20 protein-coding genes and 1 other RNA gene are annotated in these 20,517 nt (G+C 47.7%); 17 read left to right on the top strand and 4 right to left on the bottom strand.

Features of this window, described 5'->3' with window-relative positions; genetic code table 11:
* The first annotated feature begins 10 nt into the window (after window positions 1-10).
* From MHB82_RS21770 to rnpB, 3 genes are all read left to right on the top strand, one after another.
* Window positions 11-769, top strand: a complete 759-nt coding sequence (locus MHB82_RS21770; protein WP_110821264.1) for a tRNA (adenine(22)-N(1))-methyltransferase — start codon at window positions 11-13, stop codon at window positions 767-769.
* Complete coding sequence (locus MHB82_RS21765; protein WP_341175799.1) at window positions 745-1,860, top strand: Nif3-like dinuclear metal center hexameric protein; 1,116 nt, start codon at window positions 745-747, stop codon at window positions 1,858-1,860. Before MHB82_RS21770 ends, MHB82_RS21765 begins: the two co-directional genes overlap by 25 nt.
* An 81-nt stretch (window positions 1,861-1,941) precedes the next feature.
* Window positions 1,942-2,350: RNase P RNA component class A (gene rnpB, locus MHB82_RS21760), an RNA gene on the top strand.
* Between the two features lie 175 nt (window positions 2,351-2,525).
* On the opposite strand, the gene MHB82_RS21755 is transcribed toward rnpB, so the two are convergent.
* Window positions 2,526-3,755 carry an aminotransferase-like domain-containing protein gene (locus MHB82_RS21755; protein ID WP_095359485.1) on the bottom strand — a complete coding sequence of 410 codons (1,230 nt, stop codon included), beginning with the start codon at window positions 3,753-3,755 and terminating at the stop codon, window positions 2,526-2,528.
* A 109-nt stretch (window positions 3,756-3,864) separates the two neighbouring features.
* On the opposite strand from MHB82_RS21755, the gene pdxR reads away from it, so the two are divergent.
* Window positions 3,865-5,385, top strand: a complete 1,521-nt coding sequence (gene pdxR / locus MHB82_RS21750; protein ID WP_341175798.1) for a MocR-like pyridoxine biosynthesis transcription factor PdxR — start codon at window positions 3,865-3,867, stop codon at window positions 5,383-5,385.
* Between the two features lie 85 nt (window positions 5,386-5,470).
* Complete coding sequence (locus MHB82_RS21745) at window positions 5,471-5,728, top strand: hypothetical protein (RefSeq protein WP_341175797.1); 258 nt, start codon at window positions 5,471-5,473, stop codon at window positions 5,726-5,728.
* Between the two features lie 114 nt (window positions 5,729-5,842).
* On the opposite strand, the gene MHB82_RS21740 is transcribed toward MHB82_RS21745, so the two are convergent.
* A complete protein-coding gene (locus MHB82_RS21740; RefSeq protein ID WP_341175796.1) occupies window positions 5,843-7,723 on the bottom strand; it encodes a S8 family peptidase in 1,881 nt (626 codons plus the stop codon).
* A gap of 288 nt (window positions 7,724-8,011) precedes the next feature.
* On the opposite strand from MHB82_RS21740, the gene MHB82_RS21735 reads away from it, so the two are divergent.
* The 6 genes from MHB82_RS21735 (at window position 8,012) to thiI (ending at window position 12,894) form a co-directional block, all read left to right on the top strand.
* On the top strand, window positions 8,012-8,518 hold the full coding sequence (locus MHB82_RS21735) for a YpuI family protein (protein WP_095289915.1): 507 nt from the start codon (window positions 8,012-8,014) through the stop codon (window positions 8,516-8,518).
* Window positions 8,519-8,685: 167 nt separating this feature from the next.
* Window positions 8,686-8,904, top strand: coding sequence for a DUF1540 domain-containing protein (locus tag MHB82_RS21730; protein WP_095289916.1), 219 nt, complete (start codon window positions 8,686-8,688; stop codon window positions 8,902-8,904).
* A 98-nt stretch (window positions 8,905-9,002) separates the two neighbouring features.
* The gene (locus MHB82_RS21725) at window positions 9,003-9,356 is read left to right on the top strand and encodes a hypothetical protein (protein ID WP_095359823.1); all 354 of its coding nucleotides are present in this window, start codon (window positions 9,003-9,005) and stop codon (window positions 9,354-9,356) included.
* Window positions 9,357-9,581: 225 nt separating this feature from the next.
* Complete coding sequence (locus MHB82_RS21720; RefSeq protein ID WP_341175795.1) at window positions 9,582-10,337, top strand: lytic transglycosylase domain-containing protein; 756 nt, start codon at window positions 9,582-9,584, stop codon at window positions 10,335-10,337.
* Window positions 10,338-10,497: 160 nt separating this feature from the next.
* A complete protein-coding gene (locus MHB82_RS21715; RefSeq protein ID WP_341175794.1) occupies window positions 10,498-11,646 on the top strand; it encodes a cysteine desulfurase family protein in 1,149 nt (382 codons plus the stop codon).
* Window positions 11,647-11,652: 6 nt separating this feature from the next.
* Window positions 11,653-12,894, top strand: a complete 1,242-nt coding sequence (gene thiI, locus MHB82_RS21710) for a tRNA uracil 4-sulfurtransferase ThiI (protein WP_341175793.1) — start codon at window positions 11,653-11,655, stop codon at window positions 12,892-12,894.
* Window positions 12,895-13,006: 112 nt separating this feature from the next.
* Here thiI and MHB82_RS21705 read toward each other — a convergent pair whose 3' ends face one another.
* Window positions 13,007-13,705, bottom strand: a complete 699-nt coding sequence (locus MHB82_RS21705; RefSeq protein WP_095359478.1) for a TerC family protein — start codon at window positions 13,703-13,705, stop codon at window positions 13,007-13,009.
* Window positions 13,706-13,810: 105 nt separating this feature from the next.
* On the opposite strand from MHB82_RS21705, the gene MHB82_RS21700 reads away from it, so the two are divergent.
* The 6 genes from MHB82_RS21700 to MHB82_RS21675 all read left to right on the top strand — a co-directional run bounded on the left by MHB82_RS21700 (window position 13,811) and on the right by MHB82_RS21675 (window position 19,580).
* Window positions 13,811-14,470 (top strand): TerC family protein, encoded by a 660-nt coding sequence (locus tag MHB82_RS21700; protein WP_095359477.1) that lies wholly within the window; start codon window positions 13,811-13,813, stop codon window positions 14,468-14,470.
* Between the two features lie 295 nt (window positions 14,471-14,765).
* Window positions 14,766-15,260, top strand: coding sequence for a hypothetical protein (locus MHB82_RS21695; RefSeq protein ID WP_341175792.1), 495 nt, complete (start codon window positions 14,766-14,768; stop codon window positions 15,258-15,260).
* A gap of 178 nt (window positions 15,261-15,438) precedes the next feature.
* The gene (typA, locus tag MHB82_RS21690) at window positions 15,439-17,286 is read left to right on the top strand and encodes a translational GTPase TypA (protein WP_095289927.1); all 1,848 of its coding nucleotides are present in this window, start codon (window positions 15,439-15,441) and stop codon (window positions 17,284-17,286) included.
* Between the two features lie 299 nt (window positions 17,287-17,585).
* Window positions 17,586-17,882, top strand: coding sequence for a YlaH-like family protein (locus MHB82_RS21685; protein WP_095359475.1), 297 nt, complete (start codon window positions 17,586-17,588; stop codon window positions 17,880-17,882).
* A gap of 91 nt (window positions 17,883-17,973) precedes the next feature.
* Window positions 17,974-19,035: an LCP family protein gene (locus MHB82_RS21680; RefSeq protein WP_341175791.1), complete on the top strand. Its 1,062-nt coding sequence runs from the start codon at window positions 17,974-17,976 to the stop codon at window positions 19,033-19,035.
* 92 nt (window positions 19,036-19,127) lie between these two features.
* Window positions 19,128-19,580 (top strand): pyridoxamine 5'-phosphate oxidase family protein, encoded by a 453-nt coding sequence (locus MHB82_RS21675; protein WP_095359473.1) that lies wholly within the window; start codon window positions 19,128-19,130, stop codon window positions 19,578-19,580.
* Window positions 19,581-19,587: 7 nt separating this feature from the next.
* On the opposite strand, the gene MHB82_RS21670 is transcribed toward MHB82_RS21675, so the two are convergent.
* On the bottom strand, window positions 19,588-20,283 hold the full coding sequence (locus MHB82_RS21670) for a YhcN/YlaJ family sporulation lipoprotein (RefSeq protein ID WP_341175790.1): 696 nt from the start codon (window positions 20,281-20,283) through the stop codon (window positions 19,588-19,590).
* Between the last annotated feature and the right edge of the window lie 234 nt (window positions 20,284-20,517).

Here is a 20,517-nt window from a genome sequence, read left to right as displayed (position 1 = left end):
CAGGTGCTTCATGAAACTTTCGAATCGATTACAACAAATACATGATCAAATTCCCGAGGGCAGCCGTCTAGCCGATATAGGCTCAGATCATGCATTACTGCCGGTAGCTGCCGTTCGCAGTGGGAAGGCTGCAAGTGCTGTGGCCGGAGAAGTTAACCCGGGACCCTACGAGGCTGCGCGCAAACAGGTAAGTGATGCAGGGCTGCAGGAGCAAATTACCGTTCGACGTGGAGACGGGCTTGAAGTTGTCTCTGCAGGCGAGGTAGATGTCATTACGATTGCGGGAATGGGTGGAGCATTAATTGCTTCCATACTGGACCGCGGCCTTTCCAAACTGGAAGAAGTGAAGATGCTTATCCTTCAACCTAATGTGGGTGAGGATATCCTCAGACGCTGGCTGCTGGATCATCAGTGGGTGGTTGTGGCAGAACGATTGCTTGAGGAAGATGGTAAGATCTATGAGATTATTACAGCCATGCCCCAGGCATCCAGTCCAATTGCTAATGAGGAAGTGTACCTCGCCCGTCCGCTTGAAGGTGGAGTCGTTCTGACGCAAGATCTATTGCTGCGTATGGGTCCATATCTGGTGGACAGACCCACAGACGTATTCTTTGCAAAATGGGAAAGTGAGATCGTTAAGCTGAAGGGTGTTGTGCAGTCCATCTCAAAATCGGACCAGGACTCCTCCCGTGAAAAGGCTGCCGAGGTAGATCGTCTGATTGCAAACCTGAAGGAGGTACTCGAATGTTTGCCAAAGGTCAAACTGTAATTCAATTGATGGAGCAGCTGGCTCCCAAACATCTGGCTGTACCCGATGACCGGATTGGACTGCAGCTGGGCAGTCTGCAAAAAGAAATAAACCACGTTCTTATTGCTCTTGATGTGACTGATGAAGTTGTAGAGGAAGCTATTCGAATCGGTGCCAATCTCATTATTGCACACCATGCGATTATTTTCCGGCCGGTAAAATCATTCAATACGGATACACCGATGGGCAAATTGTATGAGAAGCTGATCAAGCATGATATTGCCGTATATATCAGTCACACGAATCTGGACGTGGCCGAAGGCGGCATGAATGATTGGATGGCTGAAGCGATTGGCATTGAGAGCAAAGAGTCACTGGAAGATGTACATACAGACCATCTGTACAAGCTGGCTGTATTTGTTCCGCGCACGCATCATGAACAGGTGCTTCACGCCATTCTGGAGGCTGGAGCTGGAAGTATCGGCCAATACAGCAAATGCAGCTTCAATACCGAAGGAACAGGAACCTTTGTACCAGGAGAGGGAACACAGCCTTTTATCGGTGAACAGGGCCAGCTGGAGCGAGTGGAAGAGATGCGTATTGAGACCATTGTACCGCAGAGCCTACGGAGTAAAGTTGTACAGGCCATGCTGAAGGCTCATCCCTATGAAGAAGTGGCCTATGACCTGTATGCAATGGATTTAAAAGGCCGTATACTCGGTCTGGGGCGTCTGGGACCCCTCAAGGAACCAAAGACACTGAGTGAGCTGGTAGAGGTCGTAAAGGCCCAATTAAACGTGCCATACGTTCGAGTAGTAGGGGATCTGAATCGGCCGATCAAAAAAGCAGCGGTCCTTGGCGGTTCGGGAAGCCGCTATACCCTGACCGCCCGTTTCAAAGGGGCCGATGTCATCGTAACGGGAGATATTGATTATCACACTGCTCATGATGCGCTGATGGCTGGCATGTGCATCATAGATGCTGGGCATAATGCCGAGAAGATCATGAAGTCCAAAACAGCAGACTGGCTGCGTACGCGATTGACAGACAAGCGTTATAAGACCCAAGTGACGGCTTCGGAGGTCAATACGGAAGTATTCCAATTTATGTAGTTAAATCGGGAACGCTTGTTTCCAGTAATATTAAGCTTGTTTGTAAACTCAAATGCCTGTATACTATGTAATGTTGTTCGGAAAGCTTGACAGACAATCGCTGGTGGCCTTGTTGCCACGAGAGGAAAGTCCGGGCTCCACAGGGCAGGATGCTGGATAACGTCCAGTCAGCGCGAGTTGAAGGATAGTGCCACAGAAATGGACCGCCGATGGCCGGATTTTCCGGTACAGGCAAGGATGGAACCGAGGTGTAAGAGACCCCGAGGAACGCTGGTGACTTCGTTCCTGGTAAACCCCATCTGGAGCAAGACCTAATGGGACACAGCCGACTCTTCGGAGGAGGCAGCCTTAGCCCGAGGTGTGTCTAGGTTGGTCGCTTGAGCTGTGCAGCAATGTATGGCCTAGATAGATGATTGTCGCTTGTGGTGGGAGGGTAGTTCCCGTTTGAACCACGAAGAGCACAGAACCCGGCTTACGGTAAGCTTTCCAAACTGCAACAACATGTATTGATCGATGTACTCACATTTAATTGTACTTCTCTTCTAAAAAATTCAAACAAACATCAATAAGGCGACAGAACCCGATTTTCTCGGATCTGCCGCCTTATTTTTTTACGCATTAAGTTCTGATTGGATACTAGTTATAATACAGTTAATGACAGTTTATTACAGTGTAACCGCCGTATCGGATTGTGCAGCAGCATGCCAGCGCTGAATAGCTCGGTCCATACGTTCAACGGCTTCAGGAAGCAGCTCAGGGTCTGTATGTGTGAAGTTGATACGCATCCGGTTCAGTTCAGGAGTTCCGGCGTAGAAGGAATCACCAGGTACAATGCACACTTTTTCCTGAATACCGTAAGTAAACAAATTACTGGCTGCCATCGCTTCAGGAAGTTCGAGCCACAGGAACATGCCGCCTTGCGGAGAGTTCCATGTGATTCCTTCCCAAGCCTTCTCTGCCATAAGTGAAGTCATGGTATTCATCCGTTTGGCGTAGTCTTTGGAAATGCTGCGTATATGCCCATCAAGATCAAACGTTTCGAGCAAGGCATGAAGAGCTCTCTGGTCGATGCTGCTGGAATGCAGATCGGCTCCCTGTTTCGCTCGTGCAGCAATCTTAACAATATCTGCAGAAGCAAGGATCCAACCCGTACGAAGTCCTGGAGCTACGGTTTTGGAGAATGTGCTCGTATAGATGACGTTGGATGGTCCATCGTAAGACGCTGCATCCAGTTCGACAAGCGAAGGTGCATCCAGTTGTTCCGGATTGAAACGGATTTCGCCATATGGATCGTCTTCCAGAATGAGTACTCCGTATTTGCGACATAGGTCAACGGCCTGCTGTCTTCTGGTGCGGCTCCATACTTTGCCTGAAGGATTGGAGAACGTTGGATTAATGTACACCAGTTTCGGCTGATGCTGTTTTAACTGTTCTTCAAGGGATTCAGGGAGCATGCCTTCTTCATCGCAGGCTACCCCATGGGATTCGGCCTGATAGGAATGGATAACTTGAAGAGCAGCCAGGTAGGTCGGTGATTCAACCAGTACGCTGTCACCTGGATCAAGCAGAATACGGCAGACCAGATCTATGGATTGCTGTGATCCTGTAGTCAGGAGCATATGATCGGGGGAAGCGGGAATGCCCTTGGATTCCAGACGCTCGGCAATTTTGGCGCGCAGCGGTCTGTAGCCTTCCGTTTCTGCGTATTGAAGGGCAGCTGCACCGCTCATAAACACCTGTTGATACGCGTCACGTATAGCTTCAACCGGGAATGATGACTGTGCTGGCAAACCTCCGGCAAGGGATATCATTCCAGGCGCCTGTGCAGCCTGAAGCATGTCGCGAACGACAGAGGACGGGGTGTTTAAAGCCATTTTGGACCAAGGGATACTCATCGTGTTCTCATCTCCTGTTATTCACTGTTATACTGATATTATAAACTATAATAGCCGGAATGCGATATAACAGTAAAATGTGGATGATAACAGTTGGGGGAGCGGGCAGATGCACATTGAATTGAAACGGGGAAGCAGTACCAAGTTGTATATTCAGATCGCGCTTACACTCGCAGATCGGATCCGTTCAGGTTTGATTGAGCCTGGAACACGTCTGCCGTCTGTACGTAAAATGACCGCGGACCTGGGAGTAAGTCTCGTTACCGTGTCTAAGGCGTATGCTGAACTGGAAGCCATTCAGCTGATAACCTGTTCACAGGGAAAAGGATGCTATGTACGCGGGGCACAAGAGATGGATCAAACGGGGGATATAGATAAAAAACAGCAAACCGAGCGAAATCACGAAAATAATACCCCGTGGAACTGGCAGATGGCACTTGTGGATTATTTGCCGCGTGCGCAGCTTTGGCGGCATTTTGATGCTTCTCCTCAGGTTCAATATGAACTGCATATGTCAGCCATCCAGCCTGAGCTGCTGCCAACGACTGAAATTATTAATAGTGCCTATCGGCTGTCCTCCGACCACCCTGAACGCATGGCAGCGTATGGCTCTTTTCAGGGGGATCGGGAACTTCGCCAGACCTTTGCAGGCCATTTTGCCGAAAGGGGTCTGCAAGTCTCCCCAGAGCGAATGTTAATTACAAGTGGGACACAGCAGGGAATCGACTTAGTTGCCCGCACCTTCGTTGGGCCTGGAGATGTAGTCTACATGGAAGCTCCTACATACACGGGCGCAATTGATGTATTTACGAGCAGGGGAGCCAAAATCATTACCGTGCCAATGGATGATGAAGGCATGCGTATAGATCTGTTGACACGCCTCTGCGACACGTACCCGCCAAAGTTGATTTATACTATACCTACATACCACAATCCGACAGGTGTAACGATGAGTGCCAGAAGACGAGCACAACTACTGAATCTGGCCCAGAGTTATCACTGTCTCATTTTGGAGGATGATCCATTCGCCGATCTGTATTTCCGCGACTCACCTCCTGCGTCCATTAAATCGATGGATACTACAGGCCATGTCGTTTACATCAAAAGCTTCAGCAAGGTGCTGTCTCCAGGTTGCCGCGTAGCCTGTGCCATCGCTGAAGGGAGTGTGCTGACCCGTTTGGTCGCAGCCAAATCCACGGCAGATCTGGGCAGTCCTTTGCTTACACAAAAGGCACTTCAATCCTTCATTCAGCATCAGTATAGCTCCTATATCGTTGGATTACGCGAAGAGCTGTACGCCAGACTACAGGCAGCATCCGATGTTCTGGAGGAATACCGTGTACCTGGTATGTATTGGGTCTTGCCTGAAGGTGGGTTAAACCTGTGGCTTCAGCTTCCAGATGGTCTGGATATGCGGGAGCTGCACCGTCAGTCTCTGGCTGCAGGCGTTTCTTTTTTGCCGGGATCTGCTTGTTATGTAGGTGAGACGGATACGGCGAGTCTGCGAATCTGCTTTACGGTAACGGATCTGAAGGGGTTGTGTGAAGGGCTCCGCGTGTTGTGCGGTGTCATTCAGAGGGTCATGCCTAGGCAGGGGGGAACAGCAGCGGACAGGCTCCCGCTCATTTAATTTTTTGGAACAAGGACATACATCCAATCCACTTTCGTCCTGGTGCAATACGTTATAGTATCACTTGAAAGGGAGTTGGTTTTAAATGAACCATTACTGTCCACCGCTTTGCCCGATTGTATGTGACCCGATCCAGGTTGTTGAGGATTACTACGTTCCGCAGATCGTACCTGTCATCCACCCGATTGAAGTCATCAAAAAAACGCACTGTGTGCCAGTTCATCACCATTTGTACCCTGTCGTTGTCAAAGAAGAAGATCCTTGCTATGTATCCAGCCATACCAGCAAGAAAAAATCCGTGAAAAAATCCGGCAAAGCCCGCACATCGTCCCGCAAACGCTAGTCGCAGCGGGTGCCCCGGGGAAATAGAGAACAGCTCAAAAAGCAGCATACGCCCCGGGGCGCAGCTGCTTTTATTTTTGTACACGAAGCAATTGGGGTATCACGCCACAAAAGGCTACTTCGTATATTTTTTCATCGTGTTATCCATCTGCTGCCTTACATGCTGAGGCCAGAACTGTAAGGGTGCACTGTTGCTTGAAGCAGACTGAAGGGCCTTGTAGACATCGACCTGACCATAACCATAATACTTGTCGTGACCGGGGTCACCAAGGTCAATGACACTCTGACGCATCAGGTCCATGACTTCCGTATTGGTCAGATCCGGATTCAACGAACGAATTAACCCAGCAAGTGCAGCGACATGTGGGCTGGCCATTGACGTTCCGGATAGGGCGGCATATTGATTATTGGGATAGGTGCTAGCGATGCTGGTGCCAGGCGCCATTACATCCACATAATCGCCGTAGTTGGAATACGAAGCCTTATTCATATCCGGGTCTGTAGCCGAAACTGCGAATACCTCGGGATAAGCGGCAGGATATCCAGGCCGTTCAGTGTTATCATTCCCGGTTGCAGCAATCAGGACAATATCGCGATCGAAGGCATACTTGATGGCATCATGGAGAAATTGGGCATCTGCATAATTGCCCAGACTCATGTTGATAACCTTGGCACCGTGGTCCGCAGCCCAAATAATGCCTTCAGCCACGGCATACGTGGTTCCTGAACCCGAATTGTCCAGTACCTTCACGGGAAGAACCTTGTTATACCAACTCATCCCCGCCACGCCTTCGCTGTTATTGACAATAGCGCCAATGATTCCGGCTACATGTGTACCATGGCCCACATCGTCAAGCGGCTTGCTCTTCGGATCAACGACGTTATAACCCTCCAGCAGCTTGCCCTTCAGGTCCGGATGATTTAGGTCCACTCCGGTATCCACTACAGCAACAATAACGTCTTCTTTCCCTTTTGTAATATTCCAGCCCCTGTTGGTTTCAATGGCGGGGAGATTCCACTGATAATCCGTGAACAAAATATCGTTGGGAATCGTTACGTCCGTATCGGTTTGTTCAGGTGCCGCTCCATTGGTTAAATACATGTAGTGGGGTTCCATATACAGCGGATTCCATTTGCGTTCAAAATAGGAATGCAGCTGCTCGTAGTTCATGTGTTCTGAACGAAAAACATAAGTGTATCCCAGCTTACGCGCGGATTGGGTGCGCAAATCGGATTTGATGATCCGCATATCCCGTTCACCCGGCTCCTGTCGGAAACGAATAACGATTTCATTTTCATAAAAATGGCTGGCATTGGCATTATCATGGCCTGTTTTTACCGTGACTTCGTTTAGGGTATCTGGGTGTACGGATTCGATTTTGAATTTGCCTTCACGCGGGTAAGGAATCATGCGCAGATTTTTGCGCTGATGTTGTTCCACCGCATTCAAGACACTTTGGCTAAAGAGTGCAACAACCGCTTTGTTCCCATCCTTGGAGGGCAGGCCCATGACGAAATATTTTTCTTTGCCTAGAGGAAATGAGGAAGATTCGAAGCTTTGGCGTTTCATTACCGCTTTTTTCGCAAGGTTAAGGGAGTGTTCCAGTTTTTGCTGCTCCACTTTGCTTCCTTTACCAGATTCTTTAGCAAAATGTTTATTGACGGTGCCTTTGCTATCCAGCACATCAATGGAACGAATATGATCGTGTGTACGCTGTAAATCCTGAACGTATCGACCGAACTCGGCTTCATTCATACTGGCGCTCTTTTCAAGCATTAAGCTGAGATGCTGCTTGGCATCCATACGTGTCAACAAATCTGTTGCTTTCACATCCTGGACTTTTAAACGCTGTTTGTTTGCATGTTCCTCATGAGGAGCATCGGGCATGGCACTCGGCTCAGGTGCAGGACGGTTGGATGTCGGAAGCAGCAGGGTCAGTGCAAGCGCTCCTGCACCGGCGGCGATGGCCCAGTTTATCCATTTAGGTCTGGACATGGGGAATATAACCTCCTCTTGTATTTTGGACAGCAGTCATGAGTTTACTGTATTCATCGTTGTCCTTGGCATAGTTCTATCGTTAGGAAAAGCGGTTATTTTTATGCAGGTGAAAACGGAGCAGACTTCGCTTAATGGGTAAGGATCGTGGCGGTTATGTAAAGGTTGATTAAGGGATACCGCTCGTCATCTTTTTATGGTAGGATAGTAGCTGAGAATCCAAGGTCAGGGGGACAACCACCGTGGCCGACCTATATGTAAGGACTTATTTAAGGGGGAGCTACCTTTATGTCAGCAGCCAATGTACAGAAAACTTGTGAGTCAACTAGGGAAAAGTTAAAACCTGCTATCGATCGGATCGAACAATTTTTGAATGAAAATGCCTTGCCTGAACTGGACCAGAACCAGACTGAGGAATCGACAACCTTCTACAAAGGATTTCTTTCGGATCTCCGTCATTTGCTTGTTTTTTCTGAAGTTTCTTACGAAAAACTTGGCGTTGTGCTGCGTCGTGCCAATTTTGATGTCGATTTTGCCGAAAAGGCTCTCTATAATACGTATCATCAATGCGTAAACAGCTTTTTCTATCCCAAAAATGAATGCTATTCCGAAGATGGAAGATATGCGTACACAGGTCAGGATGCCATTCGCTTCCGTGACAAGCCGGTTCGTGCAGTACGCGATGTTATTCTTGAAGTTTCCAAAACGTATGAAGAACTGCGTGATGATCTGGCCTTTTATGAAAGTGACTATTTGACCCAGCGCCGGATGCAGAATCAACGCAATCACGCATAGTTCAGCGTTTGCCGACGATATAAAATGAATGAAACCGCCAGCAATGGCGGTTTTTTTGGCGTTTTCGGACAAGAAAAGAGTGGCTGAATTCATGTCATCATCTGACATCTCAGCAGAGAATAGCCGTTTTACACTGGGGAGACAATAGATGTCGAGGTGATAAATAAATGAGCCAAGACAAGCCAATTGTCAAATGCAGTGTGTCCAACTGTCATTTCTGGGGAGAAAACAATTTCTGCCACGCCGATGCCATCATGATTGACATTGACCAACATGCTACTCGTCGCTTGCATGAAGAATTTGCTGGAGAAACGTTTGATTCGGATCATCAGGATCATGCGCGTACCTCTTCGGCAACATGCTGTCACACATTCAAACCCAAATGAGCAGTCATCCCTAATTATTATGGAGGTGCTTTCAAGTGAAGAATGATAATAAAGAGGATTATCCATTTCATCGTTCCAAAACTGCCACCCCTGCCAATGTGAAAAAGCGTGAACGTGTGGATTACCCACGACGTGAACATCGTGAGGAATATGGTGCAGAGGTGGCTCCCCCGGCTTCTGTACGTACAGAACGCGCTGAACCGGCCGCAGCAGTCCCGGAAAAACATGAAGCTGATCGCGTTATGGAGTCAACTGGTAAAGTCTCCGGCTATATTGGGTTAGCTTGCGGGATTGCGTCCTTATTTATGTGGTCTATTGTACTTGGTCCGGCTGCAGCCGTGCTTGGTTATTACGCTTATGTAAACGGGCGTAAAACGGCCGGCGCTTGGTCCATTGGACTGGGAGCACTCGCTACAATCAGTTATTTCTTCATGATTCCATTTGCCCGTTAAATTCAAGTTGATAAAATACGTGATTTAGCCAGCAATTTTGAACTGAATAGGGCATATCTTAACCTTCTCCCTTCCCGTAAATCCGGGTTATGGGTGAAGGTTTTTCGTATTTGCGCAAACCAAAGATTAAATGGGTTTATTTTCTGAAAACCATGGCAGATTTTTGTAAAACGATGTAGAATATAGGCATAATATACGTTTATTTATACGGGAGTGGGAAAACAGATGCAGATTGATCCAAACGGGTCACGGCAGTTACTGGAACTTCAATTGTCCAATGCTGCCAATCAAACGAATGTGTCAGGTGAAGCTGCCGGTTCATCGTCAGACTTCGCCGATATGATGGACGGGCTGTTGAGTGCAAGTACAAACGCTTCGAACAGCAGCGATTCATCTTCTTCAACGTCAATTGGCATATCCAAAAGATCCAGTGACGGCTTGTTGTGGTTACAACTGGGCAGTTTGTATAATACGGATTCAAGTACGAGTTCTTCCACCAGCAGTGAGAATGTATCTTTGTCGACGCATACCAATACTGTAAAAGCGGGTGCCAAGGGATCTGTGCCAACCGATTTTGAATCATTGATTGCAGCGGCAAGTGCCAAGTACGGTGTACCTGAATCTCTGATCAAGGCTGTCATTGACACGGAGTCCGGATTCAATCCGAACGTGGTATCATCCGCAGGTGCCAAAGGATTAATGCAATTAATGGATGGGACTGCAGCTGGTCTCGGTGTAACGAATGCCTTTGATCCTGCTCAGAGCATTGATGCCGGAACCAAATATCTCTCCCTACAGCTTCAGCGTTTTGGTGGCGAGGTGAAGATGGCGCTCGCCGCTTATAATGCTGGACCAGGGCGCGTTTCTCGTTTGGGCGTGTCAAACGACAGTGAACTGATGAGTGTTTTTAACCTTTTGCCTGCAGAGACACAGGCGTATATATCCAAAGTGGAAAAAGCCCAGTCAAAATATTCGGTATAAAGTCAAAGATCATTGTATACAGCGAGTTCAGGAGGAGATCAATTCGGGAGCATGCCTGGGAAGCCAGCCTGTTCCTGATTGGTCTTTTTGTGTTGGGGCGGGATCGTGTTACAATGCTCACTGTAGGTTTAGAGAACATCTGAAGGGGGTCTGACCTCATTTGAAATATTTTGATTATGCAGCAACAACTCCTCCTGATTCAGACGTAGTTCGAACGATGGCCGAAATTATGGAGGCGCATTATGGAAATCCGTCATCCATTCATGGGTACGGAGAACGAGCGGATCAACTGCTGAGGCGTGCGCGCTCCGGCTGTGCAGCAGCACTTGGTGTTAAGCCTGAAGAGATCGTGTTTACTTCCGGGGCAACGGAGAGCAACAACCTCGCCATAAAAGGAGCGGCACTTAGGTATCAGACCCGAGGAAAACATCTCATTACGGCGGCTACCGAACATGCTTCAGTATATGAGAGTTTTTTGCAGCTGCAGCAGTGGGGCTGGGAAGTAACCTGGCTGCCCGTGGATTCGGACGGCCGTGTTAGCACTCAGCAGGTGATGGATGCATTAAGACCGGACACGGTTCTTGTCAGCCTGATGCATGTAAACAATGAAACAGGCATCATCCATCCCGTTGCAGAGATAGGCAACCGTTTGAAAAGTGCCGCACCGCGCGTGCTTTTTCACGTGGATGGGGTACAGGGGTTTGGCAAACTGGAAGCAAAGCCTGCTTCGTGGGGAGCTGATCTGTACAGTTTATCTGCTCACAAAATCCGTGGTCCAAAAGGAGCGGGACTCCTCTATGTACGAAGTGGAGTGGAACTTACCCCACTGCTGTCTGGTGGTTCGCAGGAGCAGGGCATGAGAGCAGGAACAGAGAATGTTCCCTTGCTTGTAGGTATGGCAAAAGCGATGCGTCTTGCGGCAGAACGGCAGCTCGCGTTTGCTGAACGTGCCACTGTGCTGAGAGATCGGATTATGCAAACCATTGAAACCATTCCTGGACTTAAAATGAACAGCCGGAAGGATGGGGCTCCCCACATTATTCACTTTTCTTATCCGGGGATGAAGGCTGAAGTGGCGCTCCACACACTGGAGCAGCTTGGGATCATCGTTTCTACACAATCAGCCTGCTCTTCCCGCTCTGCGGAGCCTAGCAGAGTTCTTCTTGCGATGGGAAGAGATGCGGCGAACGCATCAGGAGGATTGAGGATTAGTCTAGGTAACGAACATACAGAAGAAGATGTGGCCTTGCTGGAACAAGCGCTGCATCAGATGGTGGCGCAGCTGCGCCCGTTGGAAAGGCGGATGTAAAGTCAAATGAAATATGATATGCTGCTTCTCCGTTTTGGAGAGTTTATGTTAAAAGGCAAAAATCGTGCACGATTCGAAAAAACCATTATTACTCAAGTGAGGGCCCTGCTCAAGCCATATCCAGGCGCAAGCTTGCGCAAGGAATTTGGGCGGTTATACGTGGATCTGGGAGGGCACTCCCATACAGAGCTGATCGCAGTCCTGAAACGGATTTTTGGGGTAATGTCCATCAGTCCGGTTAAAGTAACTCCTTCTTTGCTTGAGGATATCGTGGAAACGGCTGTAGCTTTCATGGATGAGAGAGAAAACGAGTTCAAGGAAGGTACGACGTTCAAAGTGAATACCCGCCGGGTGTGGAAAGAGTATCCTCATTCTTCACACGAAATGAACCACATGGTGGGTTCCCCGATATTAAGAAAGTTTCAACAGCTTCGTGTGGATGTACGTAATCCGGACATTGAACTGCGAGTGGAGATTCGAGATCAGGGGACCTATATCTTCAATGAAGTGATTCCGGCTGTCGGCGGGTTCCCTCTCGGTACCAACGGCAAAGCGATGGTGCTGCTGTCGGGAGGAATTGATAGTCCTGTAGCTGCATGGGCCTCCATGAGGCGTGGACTGGAAGTGGAATGTGTACACTTTTACAGTTATCCGTTCACCAGCCAGCGTGCCAAGGAAAAGGTGATCGATCTGGCTCGTGCCTTGGCTGATCATACCGGTACCATCAAACTGCACCTGGTTCCTTTTACGGAGATCCAAACGGCATTCACCCAGCTGGGTCAGGATAATCTGATCATCACCCTGATGCGCCGTTCCATGCTGCGAATTGCGACCAAGCTGGCAGAACGTGAGCGGGCGCTGGCATTAATTACAGGGGATAGCCTTGGTCAAGTTGCAAGCCAGACGCTGCCGAGTATGAATGTTATCGGACGTGCAACAGAACTTCCGCTTTTGCGTCCCCTCGTCATGATGGACAAGCAGGAAATTATTACATTGTCCAAACAGATTGGAACATATGATATATCGATTCTGCCTTACGAGGATTGCTGCACCCTGTTTGTACCCAAATCACCTACAACGAATCCGAATCTTCGAATTGTGGACAAAATTGAAGCAACGATGAGCCATTTGCCTGAATGGGTTGATGAAGCTGTCGCTCAAACGGAAACCATCGTTCTGTACGCAGGGGAAGCAGCTCCTGCAACCAGTGAAAACACGGGGAATGAAATCAAGGAAGACTGGTTCTGATTCTATTTCCTTGAACTGGTAGAATGACATAATAAGGACTATGTTACCTGTGATGGAAAAAAAGGACCGGCCGATGGGAAATCGGCTTGTCCTTTTTTTGTGTATCATTTTTTTACGAATAGGATCGCTGGTGCTCTCCACCTTGTCTACTGCTGGAGCGTTTGCGGTATCCTGCGAATACCACACCTGCAACGACCAGTACGATAAACAGAATGCGAAGGGCAGGATGCTCGGTGAAAAACGGCACAAGCCGGCGTTCCTCTGTAATCATGTGGGATGCGGTATAACCGAGTACTATGGCCCCCAGATATATGATCCATGGGAAGTGATTGATTAACTTGATGAACAGGGTGCTTCCCCATACGATAATTGGTACACTGATCAACAATCCGATGATAACCAGTACCAGATGCTGTTCAGCCGCGCCAGCCACTGCAATGACATTGTCCAGTCCCATGGCGGCATCTGCAATGACGATGGTGCGAACGGCAACCCATAGGGAGCTGCCTGCCTTAACATCACTATGTTCTTCACCTTGGTCAGCCAATAGTTTATAAGCAATCCAGATCAGCAAAACGCCACCTACAAGCAGCAACCAAGGCACCTTAAGCAACCAGAGTACAACCACTGTGGCTACAATCCGAATCACTAGGGCACCCGCTGTCCCGTAGAGAATTGCCTTTTTCTGCACAGAAGGGTGCAAATTACGTGCAGCAAGGCCGATAACGATTGCGTTATCGCCAGCCAGCATGAGATCAATAAATACAATTTTCACCAAAGCAAGCCAAAAAACAGCGCTAAAAAGCTCCATATGCTGTCACTCCCTCTATATGTCCGAACCTAGAAAAGCTTGTTCAATCGTTAAGAATAGCATGGACAACTTTGACATACAAGTAAGAGTGGGGGGAGGAGAAGCATGGATACATTGTGGCTGTTGACTGAAATTCTAATGATCAATCTGGTTTTGAGTGGAGATAATGCGGTAGTCATCGCGCTTGCGAGTAAGGATTTGCCGGAGAAGCAGCGTAAGCAAGCGGTATGGTGGGGGGCTTTTGGTGCAGTTGTACTAAGGTGTGTATTAACTTTTGCTGCGGTGTTAATGCTCGGGATTCCTTTTATACAGGCAGCAGGCGGGATATTACTGTTCTGGATTGCCGTGAAGCTCCTGCTTCAAAACGAAGACGAAGTACATATTCGGGAAGCTTCTACGACCTGGAAAGCGATTCAGACCATTTTGATTGCCGATTTTGTAATGAGTCTGGACAATGTGCTTGCCATAGCGGCATTAGCAGATGGAGACTTGGCACTAATCGTCATCGGAATAGCCATCAGCATTCCCATTGTGGTGTGGGGGAGCGGCTTAATTGTCGGTTTGTTGAAACGATTCCCGATTCTGGTATTCGCGGGCTCAGGGATCCTGGCATTCACGGCAGGTGAAATGGTGATGAGTGACCCGAAGCTGGGCCAGTGGCTTGGCAGCCTGACAGCGGAAGCCCACACACTGCTACCCGTGGCGATGGCTGGTCTGGTCATAGCAGTTGGGGGAGCACACAAGTTTGTCAGACGAAATGCGTAATTTCGTTCTGGGTATGCAGCAGAAAAATAGAGTGGAGAGACAACCGTCTGCCGAAGGCGGTTTTTTTGTTGAATTGAATCGTCTCATGTAGTGAATATTGAGGAACAAGCGACGGACCAATACCTTTAGGGTAATACATAAAAAGAGCAGCGACGAAATGCGACATCAAGTATAGTTTTTTGCAAAAACATGGGCTACACTAGAGGCAGGTCTACAAAAGCTGGTCATCATGAAACGGCGAATTCGTTGAAGCTTATAACCTACATAGCCTAATTGATATAAGAGGTGATTGCAGATGAAGATGAGAAATGAAAAAGCGATCGGCATATTTATCGTGGCAGCAGGTATCATTATTTTGCTTGGCAAGCTTGGGGTATTTGGCTTTATTGGACGCCATTTCTGGCCATTGCTTCTATTGCTGCCGGGAATTGCGCTACACGCCCTGTACTATGCAAGAGTTACTCCTACGTGGTCACTTGTTCCCGCAGGGATATTAACGGTGTATGGTATTTTGTTCGGAATTACGAATACATGGGGCGGAGGGCTGATGGGCAGCCTCTGGCCGGCATTCTTGCTGGGCATTGCCGTTGGCTTACTCGAGTACGGGCTTGCTGAACGCTATAAACCCGAGTTTGTTCTGCCTGCAGCATGGGGCATAGGGGCATTGTCCATTGTATTATTCGGATTCACCCTGCTTCATACCGGAATTATTTATGTGCTGGCGATCCTTTTGATTTTGGGCGGAGTCTGGTTGCTGCTTGGACGCGGGCGCGGGAGGAAGGGCTGGTAACATTGTCCGACCTTGCTCCAAGCGAAATATCTTGATTTTTAGCTATGATCAACTATAATATAAGGGATAAAGACATGCGTCGGGATATCACCGACGCTTATTTTGGGTGAGTAACCTGCAGAAATGCGGGAAGTTTAGTAGATAAGAATTGAAATTGGAAAGGATATGGATACAAACCATGCATTCAAGAGAACACATTCGCAATATTGCGATTATTGCCCACGTCGACCACGGGAAAACAACGCTAGTCGACAAGTTGCTCCAGCAATCCGGTACTTTCCGTGATCACGAAACGGTACAGGAGCGCGCAATGGACTCCAACGATTTGGAGCGTGAACGCGGTATTACGATTTTGGCCAAAAACACGGCTATAACTTATAAAGATTACCTGATTAACATTGTAGATACACCAGGACACGCCGACTTCGGTGGTGAAGTAGAACGTATCATGAAAATGGTTGACGGCGTATTGCTCGTTGTCGATGCTTATGAGGGCTGTATGCCACAAACGAAGTTCGTACTTCGTAAAGCACTGGAGCACAACCTGACTCCAATCGTTATTGTAAACAAAATTGACCGCCCAGCGGCTCGTCCGGCTGAGGTTATTGATGAAGTACTTGACCTGTTTATCGAACTGGGTGCCAGCGATGAGCAACTTGAATTCCCTGTCGTATATGCTTCTGCATTGAACGGAACATCCAGCATGGAAGACGACCCTGCCAAACAAGATGACAACATGATGGCGATCTACGATACCATCGTAAGTCATATCCCTCATCCAACAGAGAACGTTGAAGAGCCACTGCAATTCCTCGTTACGCTGATGGACTATAATGAATACCTCGGACGTATCGCTATCGGTCGTGTAAACCGCGGTGTGATTCGTCAAGGCCAATCCGTTACTGTTATTATGCGTGATGGCAAAAGCAAAACAGCTCGTATCGAGAAACTGTTTGGTTTCCAAGGTCTGAAACGTGTTGAGACAGAGGAAGCTGGCGCAGGTGACATCGTTGCGATCGCGGGTATTAAGGATATCAACATCGGTGAAACGATTGCTGACCCGAACAACCCTGAAGCTTTGCCGGTTCTGAAAATTGACGAGCCAACACTGCAAATGACATTCCTCGTAAACAACAGTCCATTCGCAGGCCGTGAAGGTAAATGGGTAACTTCCCGTAAACTGCGTGAGCGTTTGTTGAAGGAATTGGAAACGGACGTATCCCTTCGTGTTGAAGAAACAGAGAGCCCAGATGCATTTATCGTATCCGGACGTGGTGAGCTTCACCTCGGTATCCTGATTGAAAATATGCGTCGTGAAGGATATGAGCTTCAAGTATCCAAACCGGAAGTTATCGTCAAAGAAATTGACGGTAAGAAAATGGAACCTCTTGAGCGCTTGTTGATTGATATCCCTGAAGAAAGCATGGGTTCCGTCATGGAGAGCCTGGGTGCACGTAAAGCAGAGATGGTTAACATGGTCAACACGGGTAGCGGTCAAGTACGTCTGGAGTTCCTGATTCCTGCACGTGGTCTGATCGGATACAGCACCAACTTCCTGACATTGACTCGTGGTTATGGTGTAATGAACCATGCATTTGACAGCTACGCTCCAGTCGTATCCGGTCAAGTGGGTGGACGTCACCAAGGTGTGCTGATCTCAACTGAAACGGGTACATCTACGTTCTATGGAATGATGGGTGTTGAGGATCGTGGTACACTCTTCCTTGAGCCAGGAACAGAAATTTACGAAGGTATGATCGTTGGTGAGCATACACGTGACAATGATATCGTTGTTAACATCTGCAAAGAAAAACAACTGACTAACGTTCGTTCTTCTGGTAAAGATGATACGGTTAAAATTAAAACTCCGATTATCTTCTCGTTGGAACAGGCGCTTGAATATCTGAATGAAGATGAATATTGTGAGATTACACCGAAATCTATTCGTCTTCGTAAGAAGATCCTGAACAAATCCGAGCGTGAGCGTGCAGAGAAACAACGCAAAATGGCTCAAAATAACGCTTAATTTTAACTAACAAAAAATAGTAGTATAAGTTAACGTTTGATGTCTTCCAAATGTATTTGGATTAATGCAGCATATGTAGTGGAGGGAACGGAATCGATTCTGAAGAAGCAAAGCGTTCGCCTTTATCTCCGGATTTTCCCATTTGAAAAATGGTTCAAAAAATCTGGAGATAACAGCGATCGAAAGAACGATCCGAACCCGAAACGGTCACTAATGCTCGCTTGAATTCCCAATTACGTTTTGTTCCATCAACCAGTTTACTTATTACAAGCATGAACAACGAAAGGAGCTGACTGTGCATGCAAGCATGGTTCGCATCACACCCGATCGTAGCCTACATCGTCATCTTTGTGCTGATTACTTACGTATATAATAAGGTGTTTCGGGTACGTCAGAAATTGCCGCTCGTTAAGGAAATCTTTCTTTATCTATTGATGGCGATGGGCACATTCATGCTTCTTGTTTTTCAGATCGACAAGCTCCCGATTATTCAATGTTTGCTGGTAGCCGTCGGTTTGATGCTGTTAGTGCGAGTGCGCTATTTCATTGAAGGTCGTCAAAAGAAAAAGGCGGAAGCTGCCGCCAGAAATTCATAAAATCTGTCTCTGTATAGACCATCCGTTTTCCTTCGGGAAAGCGGTTGTCTTTTATTTGGACCTAAACAGATGTGATAAAGGTGTTGAAGATATGAACTCGAATTCGAACGGATTGCCTCCGCGTAGACAGGCACCAGCCCAATCCGGAGCTTCAGGGTCTAACAACAGTAAGGGCAAGCCACCGAAAAAGAAAAAGCGGATGCGCACATTTGCCAAATTCGTTTTGAGCCTTTTGGTGATTGCTATCATTGTAGGTGGAGGATATCTCTACTGGGTATACAATCAGGTGGCGGATACCGGCATTGATAAACCAGTGCCTCCAGGGATGTCGGCCAAGACCAAGCCCATTACCATGCTGCTGTTGGGTACAGATAACCGTCCTGAAACCGGAACGTATCTGTCCGATGTTGTCATGGTAGCAGCAATGAACCCGGATACCAAAACCGCCACAATTGTTTCCTTGCCGCGTGATACGCGGATTGAACTTGAAGGGTATAAGGCAAACAAACTGAATTCATACTATCCTAAGTTTAAAGCCCAGGAGAAGACCTCAGGTAAGAATGCTGAGGACCAGATGAAAGAAATGATGGGCAAATATTTTGACGTCGATATCAATTACACAACAGTGCTTAACTTCCAGGCATTCCGCGATGCCGTTGATGCCGTGGGTGGTGTGGATGTGACGGTCGACAAAAATATGTGTTACCGGGATACGGCCGACAATACAGATATTAATCTGGTTGCAGGTGATCAGCATCTGGACGGCAAGCAAGCACTCGATTTTGTGCGCTACCGCAAATCCAACTGTGATCCCAAAACGGCTGAGTCCAATGACTTTGACCGTAATAAGCGTCAAAACCAGGTACTGAACTCCATGCTGGATCAGATGAAGTCGCTTGGTGGTGTGACGAAGATTAGCAAAGTCATTGGTGCGATTGATGACAATATGACAACCGACGTGGAATCCGAACAAATGAAAAACTTTATTGCTACGTATTGGAACATTTCCAAATCGGATGTGCATTATACGCCTGTGACTGGGGACTGGAGAAGCCCTTATGTTTATGTGAATGAGACAGAGCTGGCCAATGCGAAGCAAGCCTTGCAGGACACGCTCTCAGGCAAAGTAACAGCTACTCCGGCGGCGGAGTAGCTGGGGATTGGAAGCAAGTTTCCGGGTATGTTATAATAACATCATTCATAGTATCAAGAATTGCATAAAGAAGGTTAGGGAGGGCTGGTTTAATGTCCGAAGCCGTCACACAATTGACTGAATCTCTTTTGCAGCAATTCAAGAACGAAACGTTTGTACTCCTGAATACGGTAGACATTGAATCTGGAGGCCCGACATCCACCGCAATCTCCTGGATCTATGCGGAGAATGCGTCCACGCTTCGGGTTGCTGTGGATCATCGTTCACGTCTTGTGAACAATATGAAACAAAATCCGTTGATTACCGTTACGGTATTTGGAGAAGAAACGGTTTATGCGATCAATGGACGTGCTTCTGTTCGACAGGATCCATTGCAGGATGTACCCTTTAATATGTGCTGTTTCGACATCTCCATTGAAGCGGTCAGAAATGCCCTGTTTTATGGAGCCCAGCTATCTTCTATGCCTCAATATGTCAAAATATACGATCAGCGTGCTGCTGAGAAATTAGATGAGCAGGTTTTTGCTGCCATGAAAAAAGCCTAGTGAGAGATCACTGGGCTTTTTGTTGCTTTTTGTCGGTGGTATGCTGCTGCATTTGCTGCTCTTCAGGAGCCTGCTCATCTGGGTTTTGACGGACCTTGACGTCTTTCGGGAGCTGTGGAATAATTCGTCCTACCATATCAGCTAGTTCAGAAGCAAACCCGGATATGGGGTGTCCTTGGCGGATATGCTCTCCAATCTCCTTGATTCGTTCGGTAACATCCGCATCAGCGGTGACAATCGAATCAACACCTTCTGGATCTTTGCGCAAAGCTTCTGCAACAGAATATTTAATCGTTCCAACACGAGCTCGTTCCAGTTCGCCATCTACGTCAATGCCAACGACCGCTGTATTTCCAAGAATGACGCAATTGGCGTCTTTGACACCTTCCACTTGCTTGGCAAGTGCCTTGAGATGGGTGATTCGATTTTCATTGGTCATGCGGCCTGTCTGGTTATCATCGGCAACGTTTAGATCATGAACTTCACCCGTATTCTCATTGAAACGGTCAAGCCGTGAAGGATTCATTCGGTCATCCTCTGTATAGAGCATGTGGGATCCGTTTTGTTGATCTTGCCGTGTTGTAACATTCCCTCCGTACCCCCTCGCATGAGTTCCTTGCTGCTCTTGAGAGGCATTACGTGTAGTGTTGTTGCAGCCTGTAAGTATAAAGATCAGAAGCAGCGTACAAACCCAATATCTCATAAATGTTCATCCTTTCTTGGAGTTTTTCAGAATGTTGCAATTATTTTGTCCGAGACGAATACATTTATGTATGGGAGCATGATTGTCCATGCCGCTGCTGAAAGATCACACGATCACAGATGAACTCGGGAATGGAAAAAAAGGACTGCTTGTGCATGGAAAACCTATGATCTAATCCGCCATACCCGAGTTCACGTTCCAAACCATGCCTTTAACGACGCCGCTTTGGAGGGG

This window comes from Paenibacillus sp. FSL K6-2862, assembly GCF_038005125.1.
In the GTDB taxonomy this organism is placed as follows: Bacteria; Bacillota; Bacilli; order Paenibacillales; family Paenibacillaceae; genus Paenibacillus; species Paenibacillus illinoisensis_A.
Note: the sequence above shows the minus strand (reverse complement) of the source record. Positions and strands in the feature narration are given on the sequence as shown.